This is a genomic window from Microbacterium sp. Z12_35 (assembly GCF_058310475.1).
Genome location: NZ_JBZEGJ010000002.1, coordinates 540,941 through 564,544 on the forward strand (window position 1 = coordinate 540,941; position 23,604 = coordinate 564,544).

The 23,604-nt window shown below is 69.6% G+C and carries 25 protein-coding genes; 24 read left to right on the plus strand and 1 reads right to left on the minus strand.

Going from position 1 to position 23,604, the window contains the following annotated elements; genetic code table 11:
• Positions 1-173 precede the first annotated feature (173 nt).
• Positions 174-572, minus strand: coding sequence for a PaaI family thioesterase (locus AC4FS1_RS15450; RefSeq protein WP_491156592.1), 399 nt, complete (start codon positions 570-572; stop codon positions 174-176).
• Positions 573-691: 119 nt separating this feature from the next.
• Here AC4FS1_RS15450 and AC4FS1_RS15455 point away from each other — a divergent pair, with 119 nt between their 5' ends.
• The 24 genes from AC4FS1_RS15455 to AC4FS1_RS15570 all read left to right on the plus strand — a co-directional run bounded on the left by AC4FS1_RS15455 (position 692) and on the right by AC4FS1_RS15570 (position 23,601).
• A complete protein-coding gene (locus AC4FS1_RS15455; protein WP_491156593.1) occupies positions 692-1,882 on the plus strand; it encodes a thiolase family protein in 1,191 nt (396 codons plus the stop codon).
• The gene (locus tag AC4FS1_RS15460) at positions 1,875-2,612 is read left to right on the plus strand and encodes an enoyl-CoA hydratase/isomerase family protein (protein ID WP_491156594.1); all 738 of its coding nucleotides are present in this window, start codon (positions 1,875-1,877) and stop codon (positions 2,610-2,612) included. The genes AC4FS1_RS15455 and AC4FS1_RS15460 overlap by 8 nt, the downstream gene beginning before the upstream one ends.
• Before the next feature lie 44 nt (positions 2,613-2,656).
• The gene (locus tag AC4FS1_RS15465) at positions 2,657-3,469 is read left to right on the plus strand and encodes a 3-hydroxyacyl-CoA dehydrogenase family protein (RefSeq protein ID WP_491156780.1); all 813 of its coding nucleotides are present in this window, start codon (positions 2,657-2,659) and stop codon (positions 3,467-3,469) included.
• Complete coding sequence (gene paaZ, locus AC4FS1_RS15470; RefSeq protein ID WP_491156595.1) at positions 3,466-5,571, plus strand: phenylacetic acid degradation bifunctional protein PaaZ; 2,106 nt, start codon at positions 3,466-3,468, stop codon at positions 5,569-5,571. Before AC4FS1_RS15465 ends, paaZ begins: the two co-directional genes overlap by 4 nt.
• Complete coding sequence (gene paaI, locus AC4FS1_RS15475) at positions 5,568-5,969, plus strand: hydroxyphenylacetyl-CoA thioesterase PaaI (protein ID WP_491156596.1); 402 nt, start codon at positions 5,568-5,570, stop codon at positions 5,967-5,969. The genes paaZ and paaI overlap by 4 nt, the downstream gene beginning before the upstream one ends.
• Positions 5,970-5,995: 26 nt before the next feature.
• Positions 5,996-7,312: a phenylacetate--CoA ligase PaaK gene (paaK, locus tag AC4FS1_RS15480; RefSeq protein WP_491156597.1), complete on the plus strand. Its 1,317-nt coding sequence runs from the start codon at positions 5,996-5,998 to the stop codon at positions 7,310-7,312.
• Positions 7,313-7,382: 70 nt separating this feature from the next.
• Entirely contained in the window at positions 7,383-8,393 is a 1,011-nt protein-coding gene (paaA, locus tag AC4FS1_RS15485; protein WP_491156598.1) for a 1,2-phenylacetyl-CoA epoxidase subunit PaaA, read from the plus strand.
• The gene (gene paaB, locus AC4FS1_RS15490; RefSeq protein ID WP_491156781.1) at positions 8,393-8,698 is read left to right on the plus strand and encodes a 1,2-phenylacetyl-CoA epoxidase subunit PaaB; all 306 of its coding nucleotides are present in this window, start codon (positions 8,393-8,395) and stop codon (positions 8,696-8,698) included. The genes paaA and paaB overlap by 1 nt, the downstream gene beginning before the upstream one ends.
• A complete protein-coding gene (gene paaC, locus AC4FS1_RS15495; RefSeq protein ID WP_491156599.1) occupies positions 8,695-9,531 on the plus strand; it encodes a 1,2-phenylacetyl-CoA epoxidase subunit PaaC in 837 nt (278 codons plus the stop codon). The genes paaB and paaC overlap by 4 nt, the downstream gene beginning before the upstream one ends.
• Positions 9,525-10,052 (plus strand): 1,2-phenylacetyl-CoA epoxidase subunit PaaD, encoded by a 528-nt coding sequence (gene paaD, locus AC4FS1_RS15500; protein ID WP_491156600.1) that lies wholly within the window; start codon positions 9,525-9,527, stop codon positions 10,050-10,052. Before paaC ends, paaD begins: the two co-directional genes overlap by 7 nt.
• On the plus strand, positions 10,052-11,224 hold the full coding sequence (paaE, locus tag AC4FS1_RS15505) for a 1,2-phenylacetyl-CoA epoxidase subunit PaaE (protein ID WP_491156601.1): 1,173 nt from the start codon (positions 10,052-10,054) through the stop codon (positions 11,222-11,224). Before paaD ends, paaE begins: the two co-directional genes overlap by 1 nt.
• 7 nt (positions 11,225-11,231) lie before the next feature.
• Positions 11,232-12,002, plus strand: coding sequence for an enoyl-CoA hydratase/isomerase family protein (locus AC4FS1_RS15510; protein ID WP_491156602.1), 771 nt, complete (start codon positions 11,232-11,234; stop codon positions 12,000-12,002).
• A gap of 468 nt (positions 12,003-12,470) precedes the next feature.
• Positions 12,471-12,920, plus strand: a complete 450-nt coding sequence (locus AC4FS1_RS15515) for a MarR family winged helix-turn-helix transcriptional regulator (RefSeq protein WP_491156603.1) — start codon at positions 12,471-12,473, stop codon at positions 12,918-12,920.
• Positions 12,921-13,115: 195 nt separating this feature from the next.
• Complete coding sequence (locus AC4FS1_RS15520) at positions 13,116-14,600, plus strand: MFS transporter (RefSeq protein ID WP_491156604.1); 1,485 nt, start codon at positions 13,116-13,118, stop codon at positions 14,598-14,600.
• Between the two features lie 66 nt (positions 14,601-14,666).
• Complete coding sequence (locus AC4FS1_RS15525; protein ID WP_491156605.1) at positions 14,667-15,227, plus strand: gluconokinase; 561 nt, start codon at positions 14,667-14,669, stop codon at positions 15,225-15,227.
• 20 nt (positions 15,228-15,247) lie between these two features.
• On the plus strand, positions 15,248-15,742 hold the full coding sequence (locus tag AC4FS1_RS15530; RefSeq protein WP_491156606.1) for a metallophosphoesterase family protein: 495 nt from the start codon (positions 15,248-15,250) through the stop codon (positions 15,740-15,742).
• Between the two features lie 162 nt (positions 15,743-15,904).
• Positions 15,905-16,801, plus strand: a complete 897-nt coding sequence (locus AC4FS1_RS15535) for a cupin domain-containing protein (protein WP_491156607.1) — start codon at positions 15,905-15,907, stop codon at positions 16,799-16,801.
• Positions 16,798-17,505: an SDR family NAD(P)-dependent oxidoreductase gene (locus tag AC4FS1_RS15540; RefSeq protein WP_491156608.1), complete on the plus strand. Its 708-nt coding sequence runs from the start codon at positions 16,798-16,800 to the stop codon at positions 17,503-17,505. Before AC4FS1_RS15535 ends, AC4FS1_RS15540 begins: the two co-directional genes overlap by 4 nt.
• Positions 17,506-17,539: 34 nt before the next feature.
• Positions 17,540-18,691, plus strand: coding sequence for an MFS transporter (locus AC4FS1_RS15545; protein WP_491156609.1), 1,152 nt, complete (start codon positions 17,540-17,542; stop codon positions 18,689-18,691).
• A 147-nt stretch (positions 18,692-18,838) separates the two neighbouring features.
• Positions 18,839-19,705 carry a branched-chain amino acid ABC transporter permease gene (locus tag AC4FS1_RS15550; protein ID WP_491156610.1) on the plus strand — a complete coding sequence of 289 codons (867 nt, stop codon included), beginning with the start codon at positions 18,839-18,841 and terminating at the stop codon, positions 19,703-19,705.
• Positions 19,705-20,769, plus strand: a complete 1,065-nt coding sequence (locus AC4FS1_RS15555) for a branched-chain amino acid ABC transporter permease (protein ID WP_491156611.1) — start codon at positions 19,705-19,707, stop codon at positions 20,767-20,769. The genes AC4FS1_RS15550 and AC4FS1_RS15555 overlap by 1 nt, the downstream gene beginning before the upstream one ends.
• A gap of 17 nt (positions 20,770-20,786) precedes the next feature.
• A complete protein-coding gene (locus AC4FS1_RS15560; protein WP_491156612.1) occupies positions 20,787-22,088 on the plus strand; it encodes an ABC transporter substrate-binding protein in 1,302 nt (433 codons plus the stop codon).
• The gene (locus AC4FS1_RS15565; RefSeq protein WP_491156613.1) at positions 22,088-22,891 is read left to right on the plus strand and encodes an ABC transporter ATP-binding protein; all 804 of its coding nucleotides are present in this window, start codon (positions 22,088-22,090) and stop codon (positions 22,889-22,891) included. Before AC4FS1_RS15560 ends, AC4FS1_RS15565 begins: the two co-directional genes overlap by 1 nt.
• The gene (locus AC4FS1_RS15570; protein WP_491156614.1) at positions 22,888-23,601 is read left to right on the plus strand and encodes an ABC transporter ATP-binding protein; all 714 of its coding nucleotides are present in this window, start codon (positions 22,888-22,890) and stop codon (positions 23,599-23,601) included. The genes AC4FS1_RS15565 and AC4FS1_RS15570 overlap by 4 nt, the downstream gene beginning before the upstream one ends.
• Positions 23,602-23,604: the final 3 nt, after the last annotated feature.

Genomic DNA, 23,604 nt, shown 5'->3' on the forward strand with positions numbered 1-23,604 from the left:
CTGACCGATCGTTGAGTAAAGGAAACCACAGTGGAGTGCCCCGGCGCTACAACGAGTGCACGGCTTCTTGTCGAGCGCACGCCCTTACTGCGCGATCATCCCGTGCGGTCGGCACGAACCCGTGCACTCGAGGGAGGGGGAGGAGGGAGGGGGAGGAGGGAGGGGGAGGGGGGTCAGTCGGGGTCGACGAGGAGGTTGGTGATGCGCGCGGTCGCGAGGAGGGCGCCGCGGTCGTCTTCGATGCGGATGTCGTAGGTCGCCATGCGCCGGCCGCGGTGCAGTGCCGTCGCGGTGCCGGTGATCGTGCCGGCGCGGGCGCCGCGGTGGTGGGTGATGTTGAGGTCGACGCCGACGCACACGCGGCCGAGCGTGCTCGCGTGGATCATCGCCGCCCACGAGCCGATCGCCTCGGCCAGGGCCGCGCTCGCCCCGCCGTGCAGCCGTCCGAGCGACTGGGTGTTGCCGGCCACCGGCATCGTCGCGACCACCCGGTCGGGGGACTGCTCGAGCACCTCGATGCCGAGCTTGACGTCCAGGTCGCCGGGGGTGATCTGCCACACTGCGTCGCTCATCGACGTCCTTCCTGGCGCCTCGGCCGTCTTGCCGATGCGAGCCTCCTCTGACACTATTACTGAACGATCGGTCTGCAAAGACGAACGCGAGCCCTGCACTGATGCACGAGAGGATGACGATGTCCGAGGCCTACCTCGTCGGCGGTGTGCGCACCCCCGTCGGCCGTTACGGCGGCGTTCTCGCGTCGGTGCGGCCCGACGACCTCGCCGCGCTCGTCGTGAAAGAGGTGGTGGCTCGCACGGGCGTGCCGGGCGACAGCATCGACGAGGTGTACTTCGGCGCCGCGAACCAGGCCGGGGAAGACAACCGCAACGTCGCCCGCATGGCGGTGCTCCTCGCAGGGCTCCCCGACTCCATCCCGGGGCTCACAGTCAATCGCCTGTGCGCATCGGGGATGTCGGCGATCGCCCTGGCCGCCCAGGCGATCCGTGCCGGCGACGCCGACGTGATCGTCGCCGGGGGCGTGGAGTCGATGACCCGCGCCCCGTGGGTGCAGGCGAAACCCGACCGCGCGTGGGGGAAGCCGGGGGAGGCGTACGACACGTCGATCGGCTGGCGCTTCCCGAACCCGGCGCTCCTGGCGCGCGACAAGGCGACGTACTCCATGCCGGAGACGGCCGAGGAGGTCGCCCGCCTCGACGGGATCAGCCGGGAGGATGCCGACGCCTTCGCCCTGCGCAGCCACGAACGTGCGATCGTTGCGATCGATGCCGGGCGTTTCGCTCCCGAGATCGTGCCAGTTCCCACCCGTCGCGGGTCCGTCGACACCGACGAGGGACCCCGACGCGACACCTCCCTCGAGGTGCTCGCGGCTCTTCGTCCCGTTGTCGACGGGGGCACCGTGGTCACCGCGGGCAACGCCAGCTCGCTCAACGACGGCGCGTCGGCGATCGTGGTGGCGAGTGCCGACGCCGTGGAGCGGTACGGACTGACCCCACGTGCGCGCATCGTGTCCGCGGCATCCGCGGCCCTCGCACCGGAGATCATGGGTCTCGGCCCCGTTCCCGCCACCGAGAAGGCGCTCGCGAAGGCGGGTCTCCGCATCTCCGACCTCGACGCGGTGGAGCTCAACGAAGCCTTCGCGTCGCAATCGCTCGCGTCCATCCGCCGCCTCGGGCTCGATGCCGAGCTCGTCAACGCCGACGGCGGCGCCATCGCGCTCGGCCACCCGCTCGGCTCCAGCGGCTGCCGGCTGGTCGTGACCCTGCTTGGTCGCCTCGAACGCGAGGGGGGACGCCGCGGGCTCGCGACGATGTGCGTCGGGGTCGGCCAGGGTGCCGCGATGATCGTGGAGCGCGTCGATGGCTGAATCCCTCCGCATCGACCGTCGGGATGATCGCGTCGTCGCCACGCTCAACCGCCCCGAGGTCCGCAACGCCATCGATCAGGGCATGATCGACGAGCTGCACGTGCTGTGCGCCGAGCTCGAGGTCGCGCCACGGGTGCTCATCCTCGCCGGCGCCGACGGAGTGTTCGCCTCCGGCGCCGACATCCTCCAGCTGCGCGAGCGCCGCGCCGCCGACGCCCGCGCGGGCATCAATACGACCGCGTTCCGCCGCATCCGCGAGCTGCCGATGCCGGTGATCGCCGCGATCGACGGGTACGCCCTCGGCGGCGGCGCCGAGCTCGCCTACGCCGCCGACATCCGTCTGGGGACGCCGTCGGTGAAGATCGGCAATCCCGAGACCGGACTCGGCATCATCGCCGCCGCCGGCGCGACCTGGCGGCTGCCGCAGATCGTGGGGGAGGCGCGCGCCGCCGAGCTGCTCCTGACCGGACGCATCCTCGACGCCGGCGAGGCCCTCGCGTGGGGACTGCTCAACGCGGTCCATCCGGTCGCGTCCCTGTTGGATGCTGCGCACGCGGTGGCCAATCGCATCGCCGCCAGGGATGCCCTCGCCACCCGGTACACGAAGCGGGCGCTCGCGGCGCCCCCCGAGGCGCATCCCGCCATCGAGCTCGACCTGCAGGCGGAACTCTTCGAGCGGCCCGAAAAGCACGAGCGCATGACGGCGTTCCTCGAACGGAGGAAGAAGTGAGGGAGTCGATCCCCGCACGCGTCGGCGTGCTCGGCGGCGGCCGCATGGGCGCGGGGATCGCGCACGCGTTCGCGCTCGCCGGCTCACGGGTGTGCGTCGTGGAGCGGGACGAGGAGGCGGCGGATGCGGCGTCGCAGCGCATCCGCGAAACCCTCGCCCGTTCGGTGAAGCGCGAAGCCACGACGCGGGCACTCCCCGAATTGGAGGCAGCGGTCTCGACCGGGACCGACATCGCCGTCTTCGCCGAGGCCGGCCTCGTGGTCGAAGCGGTCCCCGAGGACCGCGGACTCAAGCTCGACGCGCTGCGCCGGGCCGAAAGCGTCCTGCCCGGCGAAGCGGTGCTGGCGTCCAACACGTCGTCGATCTCCATCGACGACCTCGCCGCGTCCCTCGACCGCCCTGCCCGGTTCCTCGGCCTGCACTTCTTCAACCCGGTGCCCGCCTCGACGCTGGTGGAGGTCGTCCTCGGATCCGCCACCGATCCGGCGGTCGGCGCCGCTGCGCGGGCGTGGGTCGACGCCCTCGGGAAACGCGCCGTGGTCGTGCGGGATTCGCCGGGCTTCGCATCGAGCCGCCTCGGCGTCGCGATCGCGTTGGAGGCGATCCGGATGCTGGAGCAGGGCGTCGCCTCGGCCGAAGACATCGACGCCGCGATGGAGCTGGGCTACCGGCATCCCGTCGGCCCCTTGCGGACGACCGACCTCGTGGGCCTCGACGTGCGCCTGGGGATCGCCGAAGAGCTCGCCGGCACGCTCGGCGACCGGTTCGCGCCGCCGCAGTTGCTGCGCGACATGGTCGCCGACGGACATCTGGGCCGGAAGTCCGGCCGTGGTTTCTACGAATGGAGTGAGGAATGACCGACATCCTGCCCAGCTACCTGCGCGATGCGTGGTGGACGCCGGAAGATCCCCGCCGTGCGACGGCCGTTCACGACGCGTCGACGGGGGAGGAGGTCGCGCGGGTGAGTACGGCCGGGGCCGACCTCGGCGGTGCGCTGGACTACGCGCGCAGCGTGGGGCAGCGCAGCCTCGGTGCTCTCACGTTCCACCAGCGCGCGATGCTGCTGAAGCAGTTCGCCCTGGCGCTCACCGAGCGCAAGCAGGAGCTGTACGAGCTCTCCAAGCGCAGCGGCTCCACCGTGCGCGACTCGCTCAGCGACATCGACGGTGGCATCGGCGTGCTCTTCACCTACTCGTCGAAGGCTCGCCGCGAGCTTCCCAACGCGAAGGTGTACCTCGACGGACCGGTGGAGTCCCTGTCGAAGGACGGCTCCTTCCTCGGGCGGCACGTGTACACGCGACTGCCCGGCGTGGCCGTGCAGATCAACGCCTTCAACTTCCCCACGTGGGGTGCGCTGGAGAAGTTCGCCCCCGCCTTCCTCGCGGGCGTGCCGTCCTTCATCAAGCCCGCGACGCCGACGGCGTACGTCGCCGAGGCGTGGGTGCGCATCCTCGTCGATTCGGGCTTGTTGCCCGACGGGTCGCTGCAGCTGATCAGCGGCAGTGTGCCCGACCTCTTGGACTCCCTTTCCCTCGGCGATCTCGTCGGTTTCACCGGCAGCGCCTCGACGGCGGATCGCCTCCGCGGGCACGAGAGCATCCAGTCGGGCCGCGTGCGGTTCACCCGGGAGACCGACTCGATCAACGCCTCGGTGCTCGGGCCGGACGCGACGGTCGGAACTGCGGAGTTCGACGCGTACGTCAAGCAGCTCCTCGTCGAACTGACCACGAAGGCCGGGCAGAAGTGCACCGCCATCCGCCGCGCCATCGTGCCGGCGGATGCGGTGACCGACGTGGTGGCGGCGCTCCAGGCGAAGATCGAGGAGCGCGTCGTGATCGGCGACCCGCACGCCGAGAACGTGACGATGGGCCCCGTCGTCTCCCGCGCGCAGCGCGACGAGGTGCTGCGGCAGGTGGAGCTCCTGCGGAACGCGGGTGGCGAGCTCCTCCTCGGGTCCACCCAGGCGCCGCAGGTCGTGCGCGCCGACGGGAGCGTCGGCGCAGCCGAAGACGGTGCGTTCCTCTCCCCGATGGTGCTGGGCTTCGCGGATGCGACGACCCCCGCTGCGCACGACATCGAGGCGTTCGGGCCCGTCGCCTCGGTGCTGGCCTACCGCACGGTGGCCGAGGCGGCCGACCTCGTCGCCCTCGGTGGCGGCTCGCTCGTGACGAGCGTGGCGACCTCCGATGACGACGTCGCCCTGGAACTGCTCACCCGGATCGGCGCGTACAACGGCCGCGTGCTGTTCCTCAGCCGCGAGAACGTGCGCACCTCGACCGGGCACGGGTCACCGGTTCCGCACCTCGTCCACGGCGGCCCCGGCCGCGCGGGCGGTGGCGAGGAGCTCGGCGGCATCCGTGCGGTGCTGCACCACATGCAGCGCACTGCCGTGCAGGGCTCGCCGGAGATCCTCACCGCGCTCACCGGCGTCTGGCACGAGGGCGCGGCGGCGGTCTCCGGGGGTCGGCACCCCTTCCGCAAATCCCTGGCCGAGCTGCGCATCGGAGACCAGATCGCCTCCGCATCCCGGGTCGTGACGCTGGATGACATCGAGACCTTCGCGCAGTTCACCGGCGACACCTTCTACGCGCACATGGACGAGGTGTCTGCCGCGGCAAACCCGTTCTTTCCGGGCCGCGTGGCGCACGGGTACCTGCTCGTGTCATGGGCGGCCGGCCTGTTCGTCGACCCGGAACCGGGCCCCGTGCTGGCGAACTACGGGCTGGAGAACCTCCGGTTCGTGACTCCGGTCTCACCGGGAGACGAGATCCGCGTCATCCTCACCGCCAAGCAGATCACCCCGCGCGAAACCGATGAGTACGGCGAGGTGCGCTGGGACGCGGTCATCCGGAACCAGCGCGACGAGCTCGTCGCGTCGTACGACGTCCTGACCCTCGTCGCCAAGGACGATCGCGCGGCGGCGGTCGGCGCTGCGCCGGAGGCGGTGACGGTGGCATGACCGACACCACGCAGCGCCCCATGATGCAGAACGACCGTGCTTCGGCAGCGCTCGGGTTGGTCGTTCATCGCGACGAACCCGGTTACGCCGTGGTGTCGATGCTGGTCCGCGACGACATGCTCAACGGCTTCGCCATCACGCACGGTGGGTTGGTCTTCGCGCTCGCCGACACGGCCTTCGCGATCGCCTGCAACGAAGACGAGCGGGTCACCGTGGCCGCGGGCGCCGACATCACCTTCTTGAAGTCCACGGTCGTCGGCCAGACGCTCACGGCCACCGCCGTGCGGCGCGTCGTGAGCGGCCGCACGGGCATCTACGACGTATCGGTCACCGATGAGACCGGAGAACCGGTAGCGGCGTTCCGCGGCCGCTCGCTCACCACCAATCGCCCCGCCTGATCCCCATCCTTCCCAGGGAGCCCCCCATGTCGAAGATGACAACCGCCACCCGAACCGCCGCGCCGGTCCGAGAAAAAGCCGTCGACGCGCTGACACGTCCCGAGCTGGAAGCGCTGCAGCTGGAGCGCCTGCAGTGGACCGTTCGCCACGCCTACGAGAACGTGCCGCTGTACCGTCGGAAGTTCGCCGAGGCGGGCGTCACCCCCGACGACATCCGCTCCCTCGCCGACATCCGCCTGCTGCCGTTCACGACGAAGGCCGACCTCCGCGAGACCTACCCGTTCGGCATGTTCGCCGTGCCCATGGCCGAGGTGCGCCGCATCCACGCCTCCTCGGGCACGACGGGCCGCCCCACCGTCGTGGGCTACACCGCCGGCGACCTCGACCGCTGGGCGGAGCTGATCGCCCGGTCGCTCCGGGCGGCGGGCATCACGGCGGGGATGAAGGTGCACAACGCCTACGGGTATGGGCTGTTCACCGGCGGGCTCGGCGCACACGGCGGCATCGAGAAGCTCGGCGCCACCGTCATCCCGATGTCGGGGGGCCAGACCGCGCGCCAGGTGCAGTTGATCCGCGACTTCGAGCCCGACGCCATCCTGTGCACGCCCAGCTACCTGCTGACGATCGCCGACGCGATGCAGGAGGCCGGGATCGATCCGACCACGACGTCGCTGCGGGTCGCGGTGCTGGGCGCCGAGCCGTGGACGAACGAGATGCGGGCGGAGATCGAGCGGCGCCTGCACATCGATGCCGTCGACATCTACGGGCTCAGTGAGGTGATGGGCCCGGGCGTCGCGAGTGAGAGCGTGCTGACCAAGGACGGGCCGCACGTGTGGGAAGACCACTTCCTCCCCGAGACGATCGACGGCGAGACCGGCGAACCCGTGCCCGACGGCGGGCTGGGTGAACTCGTCTTCACGTCGCTCACCAAGGAGGCCTTCCCGGTCATCCGCTACCGCACGCGCGACCTCACCCGTCTCCTCCCCGGCACCGCATACCCCGCGATGCGGCGGATCGAGAAGATCACCGGACGCAACGACGACATGATCATCTTGCGCGGGGTGAACCTCTTCCCGACGCAGATCGAAGAACTCGTCATGGGCATCGAGACGCTCACGCCGCACTTCATCCTCGAGCTCAGCAGGCAGGGACGCATGGACTGCATGACCGTGCGGATCGAGCGGCATCCCGACCTCGATCGCGCGACATGCGAGGCCGCAGCAGCCGTGCTCCAGCAGCGCATCAAGGTCCACATCGGCACCTCCGTGGACGTGCAGGTGGAAGAACCCGGCACCCTGCCACGCAGCGAGGGCAAGTACAAGCGCGTCTACGATCACCGCTGACGCGGCCGGTTGCCCGGGCCGCGGCCGGCGGCTAGACTAACTGAACGATCGTTCTGTAAAGGAGTCGACGATGACCACAGCAACTGACGCCGCCGTCCTGCCCGACGAAGAGGCCGAAGCGCAGGCGGCGTTCGACGAGATCATCGCCGCCGACTCTCGGATCGAACCGCGTGACTGGATGCCGGAGGCCTATCGCAAGACCCTCATCCGGCAGATCTCCCAGCACGCGCACTCCGAGATCATCGGGATGCAGCCGGAGGGCAACTGGATCACCCGCGCGCCGAGCCTGAAGCGCAAGGCGATCCTCCTGGCGAAGGTGCAGGATGAGGCGGGCCACGGCCTGTACCTCTACTCCGCGGCCCAGACCCTCGGCGCCACGCGCGACGAGATGACGCGGCAACTCATCGAGGGCAGGGCCAAGTACTCGTCGATCTTCAACTACCCCACCCCCACGTGGGCAGACATGGGAGCGATCGGCTGGCTCGTCGACGGTGCCGCGATCTGCAACCAGGTGCCGCTGTGCCGGGCCTCCTACGGACCGTACGGGCGGGCGATGGTGCGCATCTGCAAGGAGGAGTCCTTCCACCAGCGGCAGGGTTTCGAGATCCTCCTCACCCTCATGCAGGGCACCGATGCGCAGCGGGACATGGCCCAGGATGCGGTGAACCGCTGGTACTGGCCGAGTCTCATGATGTTCGGCCCGCCCGATGACGAGTCCCCGAACTCCGCCCGGTCAATGGCGTGGAAGATCAAGCGCTTCTCCAACGACGACCTCCGCCAGCGCTTCATCGGGATGCTGGTACCCCAGGCCGAGGTCCTGGGCGTCACGCTCCCCGACCCCGAGCTGCGGTGGGACGAGGAGAACGCACGCTGGCACACGAGCGAGATCGACTGGACCGAGTTCCACGAGATCCTCGCCGGGCGCGGGCCGATGAACGCGGTGCGTCTGCAGCACCGTCGTGACGCGCATGAGGACGGCGCATGGGTGCGTGAGGCTGCTGCCGAGTACGCCCGCAAACAGGCGGAGCGCTTCGACCGGTCGCTGAGCGAGCGCAGCGAGACGAAGCGTGGGGCCGCATGATGACCGCTCCCGGAGCATCCCCGGCCGAGCAGTGGCCCCTGTGGGAGGTCTTCATCCGCGCCAAGCGTGGCCTCAGCCACGTCCACGCCGGTTCGCTGCACGCTCCCGACGCGGACCTTGCCGTACGCAACGCGCGCGACCTCTACACGCGCCGCAACGAGGGCGTGTCGATCTGGGTCGTGCCGGCCGAGGCGATCACGACGAGCGACCCCGACGCGAAGGGCGCGTTCTTCGAAAGCCCCGCGGGCAAGAACTATCGGCACGCGTCGTACTACACCGCATCCGAGGGGGTGCCGCACCTATGACCGGACACGACCTCGACTTCCCCGTGCACGGTGACGTCACCGTCGACGACATCGAGCTGAGCGCAGAGCTCGCCGGCGAAGGCGGCCGCGCCGGTTCGGCGGACGTCGCCGAGTACGCCCTGTGGCTCGGCGACGACGCGCTGGTGCTGTCCCAGCAGCTCAGCGGATGGGTCGCCCGCGCCCCCGAGTTGGAGGAGGACGTCGCGTTGGCGAACATCGCCCTCGATCTCCTCGGGCACGCGCGTTCGCTCCTGCGGTACGCCGGCACCGTCGACGGTCGCACCGAAGACGATCTGGCCTACTGGCGGAACGAGTCGGAGTTCCGCAGTTCCTGGCTGGTCGAGCAGCCCAACGGCGATTTCGCCCGGACGATCGCGCGCCAGCTGGTGGCATCCACCTACATGTTCGAGCTCTACGGCGCGCTGTCCTCCTCCACGGATGCGACGCTGGCCGCCGTCGCGGGCAAGGCCGTGAAAGAGGTCGACTACCACCGGGATCACGCCGTGCAGTGGACGCTGCGCCTGGCCGGCGGCACGGACGAGTCCCGTCGGCGGATGATGACGGCGCTCACCGACATCTGGCCCTACGTCGATGAGCTCTTCCGCGACGAAGACCTCATCGACCGCCTGGAGGGCGTCGCCGTGCGCCCGTCGCGCCTCCGTCCCGCCTTCGACCGCGTGATCGATGCGGTGTTCACCGAAGCCGAGCTCGAGGTCCCCGAGGTCTCCCCGGCGATGGCGCGGGGACGCAGCGGCGGGCACTTCTCCACCCTGGGCTTTCTGCTCGCCGAGATGCAGGTGCTCGCTCGTCAGCATCCGGGGGCGACATGGTGATGCTTCGACAAGCTCAGCAACCGGACGGACGAGTTCAGCAACCGGGGAAGAGTCGCGCATGGGACATCGCCGCCCGGGTTCTCGACCCCGAGGTGCCGGTGCTGACCATCGAAGACCTCGGCATCCTCCGCGACGTCCGTGAAGAGGGGGAGCGGGTCGTGGTGACCATCACGCCCACCTACTCGGGATGCCCCGCCATGGACACGATCCGCGACGACCTCACGCTCGCCTTCTCCGCGGAAGGGTACGCCCAGGTCGACGTGAAGCTCGTGCTCGCCCCGGCGTGGACCACCGACTGGATGAGCGACGAGGGGAAGCGAAAGCTGACCGAGTATGGGATCGCACCGCCGAGCGGCCGCGCCGGGGCCGCCGGACCCGTGCGCATCCAGCTCGGGGTGAAGTGCCCGCGGTGCGGGTCGCTGAACACCCGTGAGGTCACACGCTTCGGTTCGACCTCGTGCAAGGCGCTGTACGAGTGCCGCGCGTGCCTCGAACCGTTCGATTTCTTCAAGGTGCACTGATGAGCGACGCGACCACGCAGACGCGCGCCGAGTCGCTCGCCGACGCACTGCTGGCCAGCGCGGTGGGCGGGCCGGCCGCATCCGGACGCCGACGTGCCCGTTTCCATCCGTTGCAGGTGGCGGAGGTGCGCCCGCTCACGGCGGACTCCATCGAGGTCACCTTCACCGTGCCGGAGAACCTCGTCGCCGAGTACCAGTACCTACCGGGACAGTACGTCGCCCTGCGCGCGCACCTCGACGGGCAGGAGGTGCGCCGCTCCTATTCGCTGTGCCGCCCGCCCACGGCGGGTTCGGTCAGCGTCGCGATCAAACGCAACAGCGGCGGCTGGTTCTCGGCGTGGGCGCAGACCGAGCTCACGGCCGGCGACGAGATCGATGTCATGAGCCCGCAGGGCACCTTCACCACGACACTGGCCGATTTCGCCGGGTCTCACGTCGCTGCGATCGCCGCGGGCTCCGGGATCACCCCGCTGATGGCCCTGGCCGCGACCGTGCTCGCCCGCTCGGACACGTCGCGCTTCACGCTGGTCTACACGAACCGTTCCACGCTGGATGTCATGTTCCTCGAGGAACTCGCCGATCTGAAAGACCGCTACCCCACGCGCCTCGCGCTGCACCACGTGCTCTCCCGCGAGCAGCGCGCGGCTCCTGTGCTGTCGGGTCGTCTCGACGAGGAGAAGCTCCGCCGCATCCTGGGCGGCCTCGTGCCACCGGCGACCGTCGACGAGTGGTTCCTGTGCGGACCGTTCGAGCTCGTGCAGTTGTGCCGCGACACCCTGGACGACATCGGGGTCGACCGCTCGCACATCCGTTTCGAGTTGTTCACGACCGGCGAGGACGACGCTCCGGCCGGGCCTCGCCGGCCTGTGGTCGTGCGCGAGGACGAGCCGGTGCACACGATCGAATTCACCCTCGACGGGCAGTCCGCGAGCGTGGATTCGCCGGTCAGCGCGCGGGAGTCGATCCTCGATGCGGCGCTGCGCGTGCGACCCGACGTACCGTTCGCGTGCGCGGGCGGAGTGTGCGGAACGTGCCGCGCGCGGGTGCTCACCGGATCGGTCACGATGACGGAGAACTACGCGCTGGAGCCGGATGAGATCGAGCGGGGCTACGTGCTGACCTGCCAGTCGCACCCCACTTCCGACCGGGTCGCGGTCGACTACGACAACTGAGGCGGACATGATCGAATCGCGTATCGACGACGGCGTCGCTCATGTGGTGCTGAACAATCCGAGCAAGCTCAACGCCCTCGATGAGCAGGCGCTGCGAGACCTCGATGCCGCGTACGCCGACGCCGAGGCCGCCGGGGTCCGTGCGCTGGTCCTGCGGGGAGAGGGCCGCGCCTTCTGCGCAGGACGCGACATCTCCGGGGTCGATCCGGCCACCGACGACGTCAGCGGGTACCTCGAGGGTCTCCTGACGCCGTTGCTCACGCGGATCGCCGCCTTCCCCGCGCCGACGTTCGCCGCGGCATCCGGGGCGTGCCTGGGGGTCGGGCTCGGACTGCTCATCGCCACCGATGTCGTCTACATCGCCGACACGGCGAAGGTCGGTTCGCCGTTCGCTGCGCTGGGGGCGACCCTCGACTCCGGAGGTCACGCGCTGTTCTACGAACGGCTCGGGGCTCATCGCACGTTCGATCTCATTTACTCCGGGCGCCTCCTCTCCGGCGAGGAGGCGGTGCGGCTCGGTCTGTTCTCCCGCAGCCTTCCGGGTGAGGAGCTGCTCGACGTCACGGTCTCCGCGGCGCAGGCCGCCGCATCCGGGCCCACGGCCGCCTTCGTGGCCAGCAAGCGGATCATCGCCGGGCTCCGCGACGAGCGGATGGGGCTGTGGGATGCGGTCGCCGCGGAGAACTCCGCCCAGGCCGCGCTGCGCGACACCGCCGACTACCGCGAGGGCTTCGCCGCGTTCAGTGAGAAGCGCCGCCCGGAGTTCCGCGGCGCCTGAGCCGTCGCGTCTCCCGCGGCGCGGGGGAGTCGGGGGTGGCGGGGTGGAGGTACGGCGGGGTGGCGGGGTGGCGCTCGCCCCGAGCCGCGGCGAGCCGTTCGGGAGGAGAAGTGCACTGCGGAGGGCGGATGGTGCGGATTCGGTCCTCCCGAAGCGCCATCTCCTCCCGAACGGCCCGGCCGGTGGGTGGCTCCCGCGGGAGTAGCGAGCGTTTCGGGAGGAGATGTGCACTGCGGAGGGCGGATGAGGCGGATTCGGTCCTCCCGAAGCGCCATCTCCTCCCGAACGGCCCGGCCGGTGGGTGGCTCCCGCAGGAGTAGCGGGCTGTTCGGGAGGAGATGTGCACTGCGGAGGGCGGATGGTGCGGATTCGGTCCTCCCGAAGCGCCATCTCCTCCCGAACGGCCCGGGGCGGGCGCGCAGCGCGGCTCGCTGGGGTTCCGATGGCCCGAGCGGCTACTGTCGATGCATGCCGGAGACGCCCTCGTCGCGCGCGCAACTGAAGGTCACGCTGCGGGAGCTGGCCTGGACCATCCACCGCCGCGCGCCGGCACGGGCAGGAGTGGGCCCGGTGCCCACGAGCGAGATCGCGCTCCTCAAGCAGGTCATCGACGCGCCCGGCTCGACGATCGGCGAACTCGCCGCCGCACTGGGGCTGCAACAGCCGAACGTGAGCACGGCCGTGCGGCTCCTGCAGCAGCGCGGGTTCGTCGCCAAGGAACCGGATGCGGCCGACCGTCGGATCGTGCGCATCTTGGCCACCGACGACGGTGTCGCGGAACACGCCGCGATCACCGACGCCTGGGCGGAGGGCCTCGGGTCGGCCTTCGACCGCCTCACCCCGGAGCAGCAGGAGACCCTCGACGGCGCTCTCGGCGCCCTGCAAGCGCTGAACAGGTCGCTGCGCGCCCAGTCCTGACGCGCCCCCCGTCGAGTCGCCAAGAATCGATCGATTTGCGCGCGAAACCGCACGTTTTCTGGCGAGTCGACGGGGTGAGGAACCGGGCATTTACCGCTCCGCGCGCCTGGGGTCAATCCGGCGCGGACGACGCGCGCGCGAGAGTAGAAAAGCGTCGCGGGAGCGACGGATGCTCCCGGAGGAAGGGTTGCGCGGATGTCGTCGTCCGGGGTGCAGGTCAAGGAAGTCACGTCGCTCGTTCCCGCACGGATGGATCGCCTGCCCTGGGCGAGATTCCATTGGATGATCGTCGTCGGCCTCGGGTTCTCGTGGATCCTGGACGGCCTCGAGGTGCAGATCGTCGCGGCGAACGGGTACGCCGAAACGCTCGGGATGGGCCCGTTCGAGGTCGGCCTGGCCGGCACCTTCTACCTCCTCGGGCAGGTCACCGGGGCTCTCGTGTTCGGGCGCCTCGCCGATCGGCTCGGCCGCAAGCGGCTGTTCATCCTGTCTCTCGTCGTCTATCTCGCCGGGAGCGCCATCGCGGGCCTCGCGTTCGCCCCGTGGTTCTTCTACATCTGGCGCTTCGTGGCCGGTGCCGGAATCGGCGGGGAGTACGCCGCGATCAATTCCGCCATCGACGAGATCATCCCCTCCAAGTACCGCGGCCGCGTCGACATCGCCATCAACGGAACCTACTGGGGTGGTGCGGCGCTGGGCGCGGTGGCGAACATCTTCTTCCTCAACACCGATCTTCTTCCGCAAGACATCGGCTGGCGCCTCAGCTTCTTCGTCGGCCCCGTGCTCGGCATCCTCATCATCTGGCTCCGCCGTCACATCCCGGAGAGCCCGCGGTGGCAGATGACCCATGGTCGCGAGGATGAGGCGGAGCGCAATGTCGACGCCATCGAGGAGCGCATCCGCAAGGAGGGCAAGACGGTCGAGCCGGTCGACGAGTCCAAGGCGATCACCGTGAAGGAGTACGGCCAGGTGCCGTTCCTGGTCATCGCGAAGGTGCTGTTCCGGAAGTACCCGCGCCGCACGCTCGTGGGCGTGACCATGATGGTTACACAGTCGTTCCTCTACAACGCGATCTTCTTCACCTACGCGCTGGTGCTGGAGAACTTCTACGACACTCCGCCGGCGTCAGCGGGTCAGTACTTCATCATCTTCGCCGTCGGAAACCTCGCGGGCGCGCTCATCCTCGGCCACTTCTTCGACACGTGGGGACGCCGCCGGATGCTGTTCGGCACGTACGTGCTCGCGGGGCTCATCCTGCTCGCCAGTGCCTTCTTCTTCAACGCGGGGGTGCTCACCGCCGCCACCCACACCGCCTTCTGGTGCGCGTCGTTCTTCTTCGCCTCGGCCGGCGCGTCTGCCGCCTACCTGACCGTGAGCGAGATCTTCCCGCTCGAGTTGCGCAGCCAGGTCATCTCGTACGTGTTCTCCGTCGGGCAGCTCGTCGGGGCGATCGCCCCGGCGCTCTACGGCGCGCTCATCGGCGACGGCACCGACCGGGTCCCGCTGTTCTGGGGGTACGTGCTCGGTTCGGCCATCATGATCATCGGCGGTGTCGTCTCGGGCATCTTCGGAGTCAGCGCCGCGGGCAAGTCGCTGGAGGACATCGCCGATCCGCTGTCGCTCGTCGAGGGTGCGAAGGACGGGGTTACGCCGGGGAACGGGCAGGGCGCGCGGACGTAGTCGATCGCCGCGCGCGCACCGCCGCCCGACCGCCCTCCCTGTGGACTCTCGTGTTAGGAAGGACCAGTGACCTCCCCACCGCCCGCCGTCCGCACGGGCGCGGAGGATCCCGGCCCCGCGATCGTGGTCATGGGGGTGTCGGCCGCGGGGAAGTCGAGCGTCGCGGCCGCGCTGTCGGAGCAGCTGGGCACGCCGTGGACGGACGCCGACACCCTGCACACGCCCGCCAATGTGCAGAAGATGAGCGCCGGCGAGCCGCTGACCGATCAGGACCGGGCGCCGTGGCTGGATGCGGTCGGGAAGGTCCTCGCGGAGGGCGCCGCAGCAGGCGGCATCATCGTCGCGTGCTCCGCCCTTCGTCGCGCCTACCGCGATCGCCTCCGCCGGCACGCTCCGGAGGCAGTCTTCGTTCACCTCACCGCGCCCGCCGAACTCCTCGCCGCCCGCGCGGCGGCGCGAACGGGGCACTTCATGCCGGTCACCCTGCTGGCGTCGCAGCTCGCGATCCTCGAGCCGCTCGCCGCGGACGAGCGCGGCGTCGTGGTGGACGTGACACCGCCGGTGGACGAGGTCGCCGCCCGGGCCGTGCGTGCACTGAACCAGCTCCCGAAGCGGGTCGGGGGCTGACGCGCGGGTAGCGTTTCGGCATGGCGACACGTCTGCTGCTCATCTCCGACACCCACATCCCCGGGCGGGCGCGCGCCCTTCCCGACGCGGTGCGGCGTGCGGCGGATGACGCGGATCTCATCATCCACGCGGGGGACTGGGTGACAGCGTCCGTCCTGGACGACCTCCAGACACACGGCGAGGTCCTCGGGGTCTGGGGAAACAACGACGGCGCCGACCTGCGGGAGCGGCTCCCGGAGGTCGCCCGTCGGACCGTCGAGGGCGTCTCTCTCGCCGTGGTGCACGAGACCGGCCCGGCGAAGGGCCGCGAGGCACGCATGGAGGTGGCGTACCCCGACGTCGATGTGCTCGTCTTCGGGCACAGTCACATCCCATGGAACACCACCACCCCGCGCGGGCTCCGCCTGCTGAACCCGGGCTCGCCGACCGACCGGCGGCGCCAGCCGCGCCATACCCTCATGACCGCGGTCGTCGATGACGGCGTGCTGCGGGAAGTGAATCTCGTCCCGCTGTAGCGTCACGGACCGTGTTCCGCGAACGCCCCGCTTGACAACGATGGGGCGTGACCGTTTACATGGGGTTTAGTCAGACTTAACACTCCGGCGGACAATGGTTTGCCGGGGATGACAGCGCCGCGCGAGGACGCGCCGGCGAGAACCATGTCGAGGAGGCCCCGCATGTCGAGGTTCGTCGTTCGGCGCGCGCAGGATGCGGAGTACCGGCACCCTGGTGCGCTCGCCCCCGGCGCCGTCGGCGTCACCCGATGGCGGGCAGTCGGTGAGGACGACGGCGCCGCGCACACCGACTTCGGGATCACCCGGCTGGCCCCGGGCGGGCGGACGGCCACCCACGTCCACTCGTTCGAGGAGAGTTTCCACGTGCTGGAGGGCGAGGTCATCCTGGCCACGCCGGAAGCGACGGTCCGGCTGGTCGCCGGCGACTACGGCGTGCTGCCCATCGGTGTGCCGCATGCGTGGCGCAGTTCAGGCGACGCCGCCGCCGCATGGGCCGACCTCCTCACTCCACCCGCCCGGGCCCGGCGCGGCGACGACACCTACCGCGTACCGGAGCTCCCCGTCTCCGCCCCCGTCGACGTCGACACGCGCGACCCCCGCACCCGCTCCTTCGGCAATATCCGCGCCGAGCACATGGATGCGGGACGCCAGTCGCAGGAGCTCTTGGCGGTTTCCGCCAGCATGCGCACGGCCCTGCTGGTGTACAGCGGCATCACCCTGAAGATGATGGTCGACTCCGACCTGGGCGCCACCCTGGGGACGCTCTTCATGGTGCAGTACGAGCCCGACGGTAAGGCCGGCGCCCACGACCACCCGCTGGAGGAGGCCTACCTCATCCTCGAGGGTGAAGTGGCCGCGACCTTCGACGGTGAAGAGTTCGTGCTGGCGCCCGGCGACATCGCCTGGGCGGGCGTGGGATGCGTGCACTCGTTCGCCGCGACCGGCGCCGAGGTGCGGTGGCTGGAGTCCCAGTCCCCGCAGATGCCGCCGCGACATGCCTACCGCTTCGCGCGGGACTGGGAGTACCTGCAAGAACGACTCGAGGGAGAGAACATATGACTGGACGCACGATTCTGGTGGCCGGTGGATCGTCCGGTATCGGGCTGGAGCTGGCGAAAGATCTCGTGGCCGGGGGCGATTCGGTGATCCTCACCAGCCGCAGCCAGGAGACGGCCGACGAGGTCGCCGCCGGCATCGGTCCGGGAGCGTCGGGCCTCGCCCTGGATGTCTCGGAGCCGGAGGGCATCGCCGAGCAGCTCCGCGGCGTCGGCCCGCTGGACGGCCTGGCGATGGTGGCCATCGAGCGCGATGCGAACACCATCCGCGACTACGACATCGCGCGCGCGGTGCGCCTGGTGACGCTGAAGCTGGTCGGGTACGCAGAGACGGTTCACACGCTGCTGGACCGGCTGGCGCCTTCCGTCGACACCGGCATCGTGCTCTTCGGCGGCCGGGCGAAGGATGCCCCGTACCCGGGGTCGACGACCGTGTCGAGCATCAACGGCGGCGTGGACGGCCTGATGAATACCCTCGCCCACGAACTCGCGCCCGTGCGGGTGAATTCGCTTCACCCCGGCATCATCGGCGACAGCCCGTTCTGGGCAGGTAAGCCCGAGGGGGTGCTGTCGGCGTACGAGAGCCGCACCCCCGGCGGAGAGCTGGCCACGATGTCCGATGTCGTCGATGCCACGAAGTTCCTGCTCTTCAACCGCGGTATGAGCGCCCACAGCCTCTACGTCGACCGCGGCTGGCGCATCAGCTGACACCGACCCGCGCACGAGACGACGGAGAACCGGCGTGCGTCGTCCTCCGGCGGGAGTCCTCCTTCCGCTCATCATCTTCTGGTCGACCCTCGATCGCTCGCTGATCCTCCCTCTCGTTCCGGGGATCGCGGGCGATCTCGGGGTCAGTGTGGCCGTGGCCGCGGGCGCCATCACGTCCCACGCACTGGCGTATGCGGGTTTCCAGTTGATCTGGGGACCGCTGTCGACGCGGTGGGGGCGCGTACGGGTGCTCGTGCTCTCGACGTCGCTGGCGGCCCTGGCCAATCTCGCCAGCGCCCTGGCGCCCGATATCGGGACGTTCCTCCTCGCGCGGACGGCCTCGGGCGGTGCCTTCGCCGCCACCTTCGCGGCCGTGCTCACCTACGTCGGCGACATGCTGCCGCTCGCGCGCCGGCCATCGGCCATGTCCAACCTCGCCTCCGCGACGGCGCTCGGGCTGGCCGTCGGGACGGTGGCGGCAGGCGCGATCGGGTCGCTCACGACGTGGCGCTGGATCTTCGCCGGCTTCGCGCTGATCACGGCCGTGCTGGTGCCGTTCCTCGCCCTGCTCCCCGAAGCGCCCGGACGCGGGACGGAGCGCATCCTGGCGCAGGTGTCCCGCCTCGCACGAAACCCCTGGGCGCTGTCGGTGTGCGCCCTCGTGGCGCTGGAAGGAACGCTCCTCATCGGGATCTTCAACATCCTCCCGGTCGCGCTGCAGCAATCGGGGGAGGACGTCTTCGTGGCGGGGCTCGTCACGGCGGCCTTCGGCGTCACCGTGGTGCTGGTGAGTCAGCTCATGAAGCTCATCGTGCAGCGCGTGAAGGCGTGGGTCTTCCTCGTGGCGGGCGGGGTCAGCGCCACCGCAGCCTTCGTCGTGCTGACGGCGCAGGTGTCGGCGTGGAACGTCCTGGCCGGCGCCGCGCTCATGGGCGTGGCGTGGGCGCTCGCGCACACGACGCTGCAGACGTGGATGACGGATGCGGCGTCGGACTCCCGCGCGCTGGGGATGACCCTGTTCTCCATCAGCCTCATGCTGGGGGGCGCCCTCGGCGCGGCGCTCGGCGCCCTCGCCATCGACGCGCACGCCTTCGGCGGGCTGTTCGCGGCCGGAATCGGAGGCGCGGCCCTGTTCGGGACGGCAAGTGCGGTGGCACGTCGGCGATATCGAGTTCGTGAGGATTGACACGCGCTCCGGTGGACTCTCCGCGAGAGTGAACACTGCCCTGAACAATCGTGCAGTGGGAGTTGACAGATGAGGGTTTCCGCTGCTTCACTTAGGCCACCAAGACCCGCCTGACATCCCCGACGACGTGGAAGGTCTGATACATCGGTGTTCGAACCTGTCTTCCTTGCGCAGCAAGCGCTGAACGGGCTGAGCTTCGGAGCTCTCCTGTTCCTCCTGGCCAGCGGCCTCACGCTGGTGTTCGGCCTCATGCGCATCGTGAACATGGCGCACGGCGCGTTCTACGTGCTCGGCGGCTACATCGGCGTGGTGATCGCCACCCTCACCGGCAATCTGCTGCTGGCCGTGCTCGTCGCCATCCTCACCGTCGCGATCACGGCCTTCCTGGTCGAAGTGGTCCTGCTGCGCTTCGTCCGTGGGCAGGAGATGCCGGAGGTGCTGCTGACCATCGGCGTGTCCTTCGTCATCGCCGACGTGTGCCTGGCGATCTTCGGCGGTGACCCGCAGAACCTCCCCAACACGGTGAAGATCCCGGGCGCCCTCATGATCGGGGAGCTCGTGTACCCCTGGTACCGGATCTTCGTGATCGCTGTCGCGCTGGTCATCGGCATCGCCCTCGCGCTGGTGCAGTACAAGACGCGGGTGGGGGCGATCGTCCGCGCGGGGGTCGACGACCGCGAGATCATCACCGCCATGGGGGTCAACATCCGGTGGGTCTTCACCGGCATGTTCGTCGTCGGAGCGGCCCTGGCCGCCATCGGCGGAACGATCGGCGCCGGAGTGCAGAGCATCCTCCCCGGCGTGCAGAACGAGGTGCTGCTGTACGCCCTCGTCGTGATCATCATCGGCGGGTTGGGAAGCATTCCCGGTGCCGCCGTCGGGAGCGTGCTCATCGGACTCATCGACGCGTTCGCCAAGGCCTGGATCCCCGAGCTCGCCTACTTCACGATCTTCCTTCCCATGGCGCTCGTGCTCGTGCTTCGCCCCACGGGCCTCTTCGGAAAGGCGGCGTGATGAGCAACCGCATCGTCGAGACCCGCACCATTCGCACCGCCGGCGCGCCCCGCAACAGGCGCGCCTTCACGATCAACCTGATCCTGCTCGGGGTCGTCCTGCTCATCGGCATCGCGCTGCCGTACCTCGGCGCCTCCAGCTTCGCCGTCTCGCTGACCTCGACCATCCTGATCGCGGCCACCCTCGCCTCCAGCGTCAACTTCCTCGCCGGCCAAGGGGGCATGGTCTCCCTCGGACACGCCGGCATCGCCGCCGCGTCGGCCTACGGTGCCGGGTGGGCTTCGCGGCAGGGTATGGACCCGGGGATGCAGGTGGTCTTGGCCCTCGGGATCACCGTGGTGGTGTCGCTGATCTACGGCCTGCTGTCCATGCGCACGAACGGCATCTACTTCCTGATGGTGACCCTCGCCGTCGGCATGCTCATCTACGGTCTGGCCTTCCGGTTGTCCACGGTCACCGGCGGCGAGAACGGAATCTCCGGGATCCAGCGACCGGAGTGGATGGGCTCCTACTGGATGTTCTACTACGTGGTGCTCGCGATCTTCGTCGTCCTGACCGCCGCCCTGTGGGTCGTGGGGAACTCGCCGTTCGGCGCGAGTCTGCGCGGGGTCCGCGACAGCGAGAGCCGCATGCGCAGCCTCGGCTACAGCGTGGCGTCCTACAAGCTCGGCGCATTCATGATCTCCGGCACGGTCGCCGGCCTCGCGGGGCTTCTCTCGGTCTGGCACACCCACTTCGTGAGTCCGTCCTCCGCCGGCGTCGACCGTTCGGTGCACCTGATCGTCATGGTCATCCTCGGAGGCATCGGAACGCTTCTCGGACCCCTGATCGGCGCAGCGATCGTCGTCCTGGTCGAGAACGTGCTGTCCAGCTACGTCGACCGCTGGCCCACGCTCCTGGGCCTCATCTTCATCCTCGTGATCCTCTTCGCGAGAGCAGGCATCGCCGGAAGCGTCCGCAAGCTCATCAACCGATGGAGGCAGCGGCGGTCCACACCCGAGTCCGGTGATCGGGGAGCGCCCCCGGGGCACACCGTGCCCGAACCCGCAACAACCAACGAGTGAAGAAGGAAGGACCTGCAATGACCTCAACGATGATGTCGAAGCGCGGCCGCCGCGGGGCGGTGGTCGCGAGCCTGAGTGTCGTCGCCGCGCTGGCGCTGGCCGCGTGTGCTCCCCCGGGAGCGGCGGAACCGAACGAAGACCCCTCCGAGGCATCGGCGACCGGGACGCTCAAGGTCGGCTTCATCTCCCCGACGACGGGCAACTTCGCCGTCGCCGGTCAGGAGATGGTGGACGGCTGGAACCTGTACTGGGAGACGAACGGCACCGAGGTCAACGGCGTCACCGTCGAGACGATCGTCGAGGACGATGCCGGAAACCCGGAGACCTCCCTGACGAAGGCGAGCAAGCTCGTCGACCAGGACCAGGTCGACGTTCTCGTCGGCCCCCTCATCGCGAACACGGCCCTGGCCGTGGCGGAGTACGCCGCCGGCGTGGGCATCCCCAACCTCCACCCGGTCGCCGCATCCGACGACCTCACGCAGCGCAACGCCAACGACCTGACCGTCCGCACCGGGTCGATGGGCGGTTCCCAGGCGAACCACGCCGGGGGCGAGTGGGCGGCCACCGAGGGCGACGCGAAGACGGCCGTCACGCTGTGCGCCGACTACGCGTTCGGATGGGAGTCGTGCGCCGGGTTCGCGCAGGGCTTCGTGGCCAACGGCGGAGAGATCGTGGAGCAGATCTGGTTCCCGAACTCCACCACCGACTTCTCGACGTACGCCTCGCAGATCCAGGCGGCCGACGCCGACGTCGTCTACGTCGCCACCGCCGGTGGCGCGCCCGGTCCGAACTTCCTCAACGCCTACCTGGGGCTGGGGTTGCCGATGGACAAGCTGCTGATGAACTGCTGCGCCGCCGACCAGGGCACCCTCCGCGCCATGGGCGACCAGATCATCGGTCTCCGGTCGGTCAGCTACTGGGCCGAGGGCCGGGACAGCGACGTCGTGAAGGAGTTCGTCGACGTCTACAAGGAGTTCTCGGGCGGCAACGTTCCGGGTGCCTACGCTGCCGGCGGCTACGTCACGGCGTCGCTGGTGGCCTCGGTTCTCGAGGAGCAGGGCTACGTCACGGGTGAGGACCTCGTCGCGGCAATCACGGAGTACACGTTCGAAGACAGCATCTTCGGCCGCGTGTCGTGGGACGAGTACAACAACACGATCGGTCCGGTGTACATCCGCGAGGTCGAGAAGCTCGACGACGGGCTGCTGTACAACGTGCCGATCGCAGAGGTCGAAGACGTCGACCAGTGGCTCGGCCGCACGCCGGAAGAGGCGCTGGCGCTGCCGACCTACTCGCAGACCTTCCAGGGACTCGAGTAGTGACCGATACGACCATGGCGAAGGCCCCGGACCCGCGCGGGTCCGGGGCCCCCGCCCCCGCGCTCGTGGTGAGCGGGCTGGGAAAGCGATACGGCGGCGTTCAGGCCGTCGACGACATCTCCCTGACCCTCGCCCCGGGCGAGCGCATGGGGGTCATCGGACCCAACGGCGCGGGCAAGACGACCCTGTTCAAGATGATCGCGGGCGACGTCCCGCCCTCGGCGGGCACCATCGAGCTGTTCGGGCGCGACGTCACCCGCCTGAGCACCGCCCGGCGGGCGCGTCTCGGTGTGGGGCGCACCTTCCAGGTGTCGAACCTCTTCCGCGAGATGAGCGTGCTCGACAACGTGCGGGTGGCCGCGCGCGGCGGCTCCGCCAAGGCGCGCGTCTTCTGGCGTACGCAGGGCATCAGCGACGAGGTGAGCCGCGCCTCCATGGAGATGCTGGACTCGGTCGGGCTCTACGGCCGCCGCGACGACACCGTGGCCGACCTCTCGCACGGGGAGCAGCGTCAGCTGGAGATCGCCATGGCGCTGGTCACCGAGCCGCGCCTGCTGCTGCTGGATGAACCGGCTGCGGGCCTCTCGGCGGTCGAACGCACGACGCTCCGCCGCCTCATCGAAGAGCTTCCGCGCACCCTGCCGATCCTCCTCATCGAGCACGACATGACGCTCGCCCTGGGTCTCACCGACCGTGTCATGTGCATGGAGAACGGCCGTCACATCGTGACCGGGACGCCGGAGGAAGTCCGCGAGCATCCCGTCGTCAAGGAGATCTACCTGGGAAGGCGTGACAAGAAGTGACTCTTTCGGTCTCGGGTCTGCGCGCCGGATACGCCACCGCGCAGGTTCTCAACGGCGTGGAATTCACCGTGGGCGACGGGCAGAGCGTCGCGCTCCTCGGTCGCAACGGCATGGGCAAGACCACCCTCGTGCGCGCGATCTGCGGCCTCCGGCCTCCCGCCGTGACCAGCGGCACGATCGTGTACGACGGCGTGGACATCACCAAGCGGCCGAGCCATCTCATCTCCCGCGCGGGCATCGCCCTGGTGCCGCAGGGGCGGCGCGTGTTCGGGTCGCTCACCACGCTGGAGAACCTCAAAGTCGTGCCGCGTCGCCGGCAGACGAAGCTCGAGCCCTGGAGTGTCGAGCGCGTTTTCGAGTTCTTCCCGCGGCTGGCGGAGAGGTCGGGGTCGATGGCCCGGTCGCTGTCCGGCGGCGAGCAGCAGATGCTCGCCATCGGCCGAGCGCTGATGACCAACCCGTCGCTGCTGATCATGGACGAACCGAGCGAAGGCCTCGCCCCCAGCATCCTCGATGTCATCCAGGACCGCCTCGCGGGCCTGCGCGCCTCCGGACTGTCCATCCTGATCGCCGAGCAGAACGTCGACCTCGCCCTCGACATCGCCGAGCAGGTGATCGTCATCGACGACTCCGGCACCATCGCCTGGTCGGGCCTTCCCGCGGAGCTTCGGGCGGACGACGAGCTGCTCGAACGTCACCTGAGCATCTGAAGG

Coding starts and splice junctions, on each gene's coding strand:
- AC4FS1_RS15450 (WP_491156592.1), bottom strand. CDS start 572: ATGAGCGACGCAGTGTGGCAGATCACCCCCGGCGACCTGGACGTCAAG.
- AC4FS1_RS15455 (WP_491156593.1), top strand. CDS start 692: ATGTCCGAGGCCTACCTCGTCGGCGGTGTGCGCACCCCCGTCGGCCGT.
- AC4FS1_RS15460 (WP_491156594.1), top strand. CDS start 1,875: ATGGCTGAATCCCTCCGCATCGACCGTCGGGATGATCGCGTCGTCGCC.
- AC4FS1_RS15465 (WP_491156780.1), top strand. CDS start 2,657: ATGGGCGCGGGGATCGCGCACGCGTTCGCGCTCGCCGGCTCACGGGTG.
- paaZ (WP_491156595.1), top strand. CDS start 3,466: ATGACCGACATCCTGCCCAGCTACCTGCGCGATGCGTGGTGGACGCCG.
- paaI (WP_491156596.1), top strand. CDS start 5,568: ATGACCGACACCACGCAGCGCCCCATGATGCAGAACGACCGTGCTTCG.
- paaK (WP_491156597.1), top strand. CDS start 5,996: ATGTCGAAGATGACAACCGCCACCCGAACCGCCGCGCCGGTCCGAGAA.
- paaA (WP_491156598.1), top strand. CDS start 7,383: ATGACCACAGCAACTGACGCCGCCGTCCTGCCCGACGAAGAGGCCGAA.
- paaB (WP_491156781.1), top strand. CDS start 8,393: ATGACCGCTCCCGGAGCATCCCCGGCCGAGCAGTGGCCCCTGTGGGAG.
- paaC (WP_491156599.1), top strand. CDS start 8,695: ATGACCGGACACGACCTCGACTTCCCCGTGCACGGTGACGTCACCGTC.
- paaD (WP_491156600.1), top strand. CDS start 9,525: ATGGTGATGCTTCGACAAGCTCAGCAACCGGACGGACGAGTTCAGCAA.
- paaE (WP_491156601.1), top strand. CDS start 10,052: ATGAGCGACGCGACCACGCAGACGCGCGCCGAGTCGCTCGCCGACGCA.
- AC4FS1_RS15510 (WP_491156602.1), top strand. CDS start 11,232: ATGATCGAATCGCGTATCGACGACGGCGTCGCTCATGTGGTGCTGAAC.
- AC4FS1_RS15515 (WP_491156603.1), top strand. CDS start 12,471: ATGCCGGAGACGCCCTCGTCGCGCGCGCAACTGAAGGTCACGCTGCGG.
- AC4FS1_RS15520 (WP_491156604.1), top strand. CDS start 13,116: ATGTCGTCGTCCGGGGTGCAGGTCAAGGAAGTCACGTCGCTCGTTCCC.
- AC4FS1_RS15530 (WP_491156606.1), top strand. CDS start 15,248: ATGGCGACACGTCTGCTGCTCATCTCCGACACCCACATCCCCGGGCGG.
- AC4FS1_RS15535 (WP_491156607.1), top strand. CDS start 15,905: ATGTCGAGGTTCGTCGTTCGGCGCGCGCAGGATGCGGAGTACCGGCAC.
- AC4FS1_RS15540 (WP_491156608.1), top strand. CDS start 16,798: ATGACTGGACGCACGATTCTGGTGGCCGGTGGATCGTCCGGTATCGGG.
- AC4FS1_RS15555 (WP_491156611.1), top strand. CDS start 19,705: ATGAGCAACCGCATCGTCGAGACCCGCACCATTCGCACCGCCGGCGCG.
- AC4FS1_RS15560 (WP_491156612.1), top strand. CDS start 20,787: ATGACCTCAACGATGATGTCGAAGCGCGGCCGCCGCGGGGCGGTGGTC.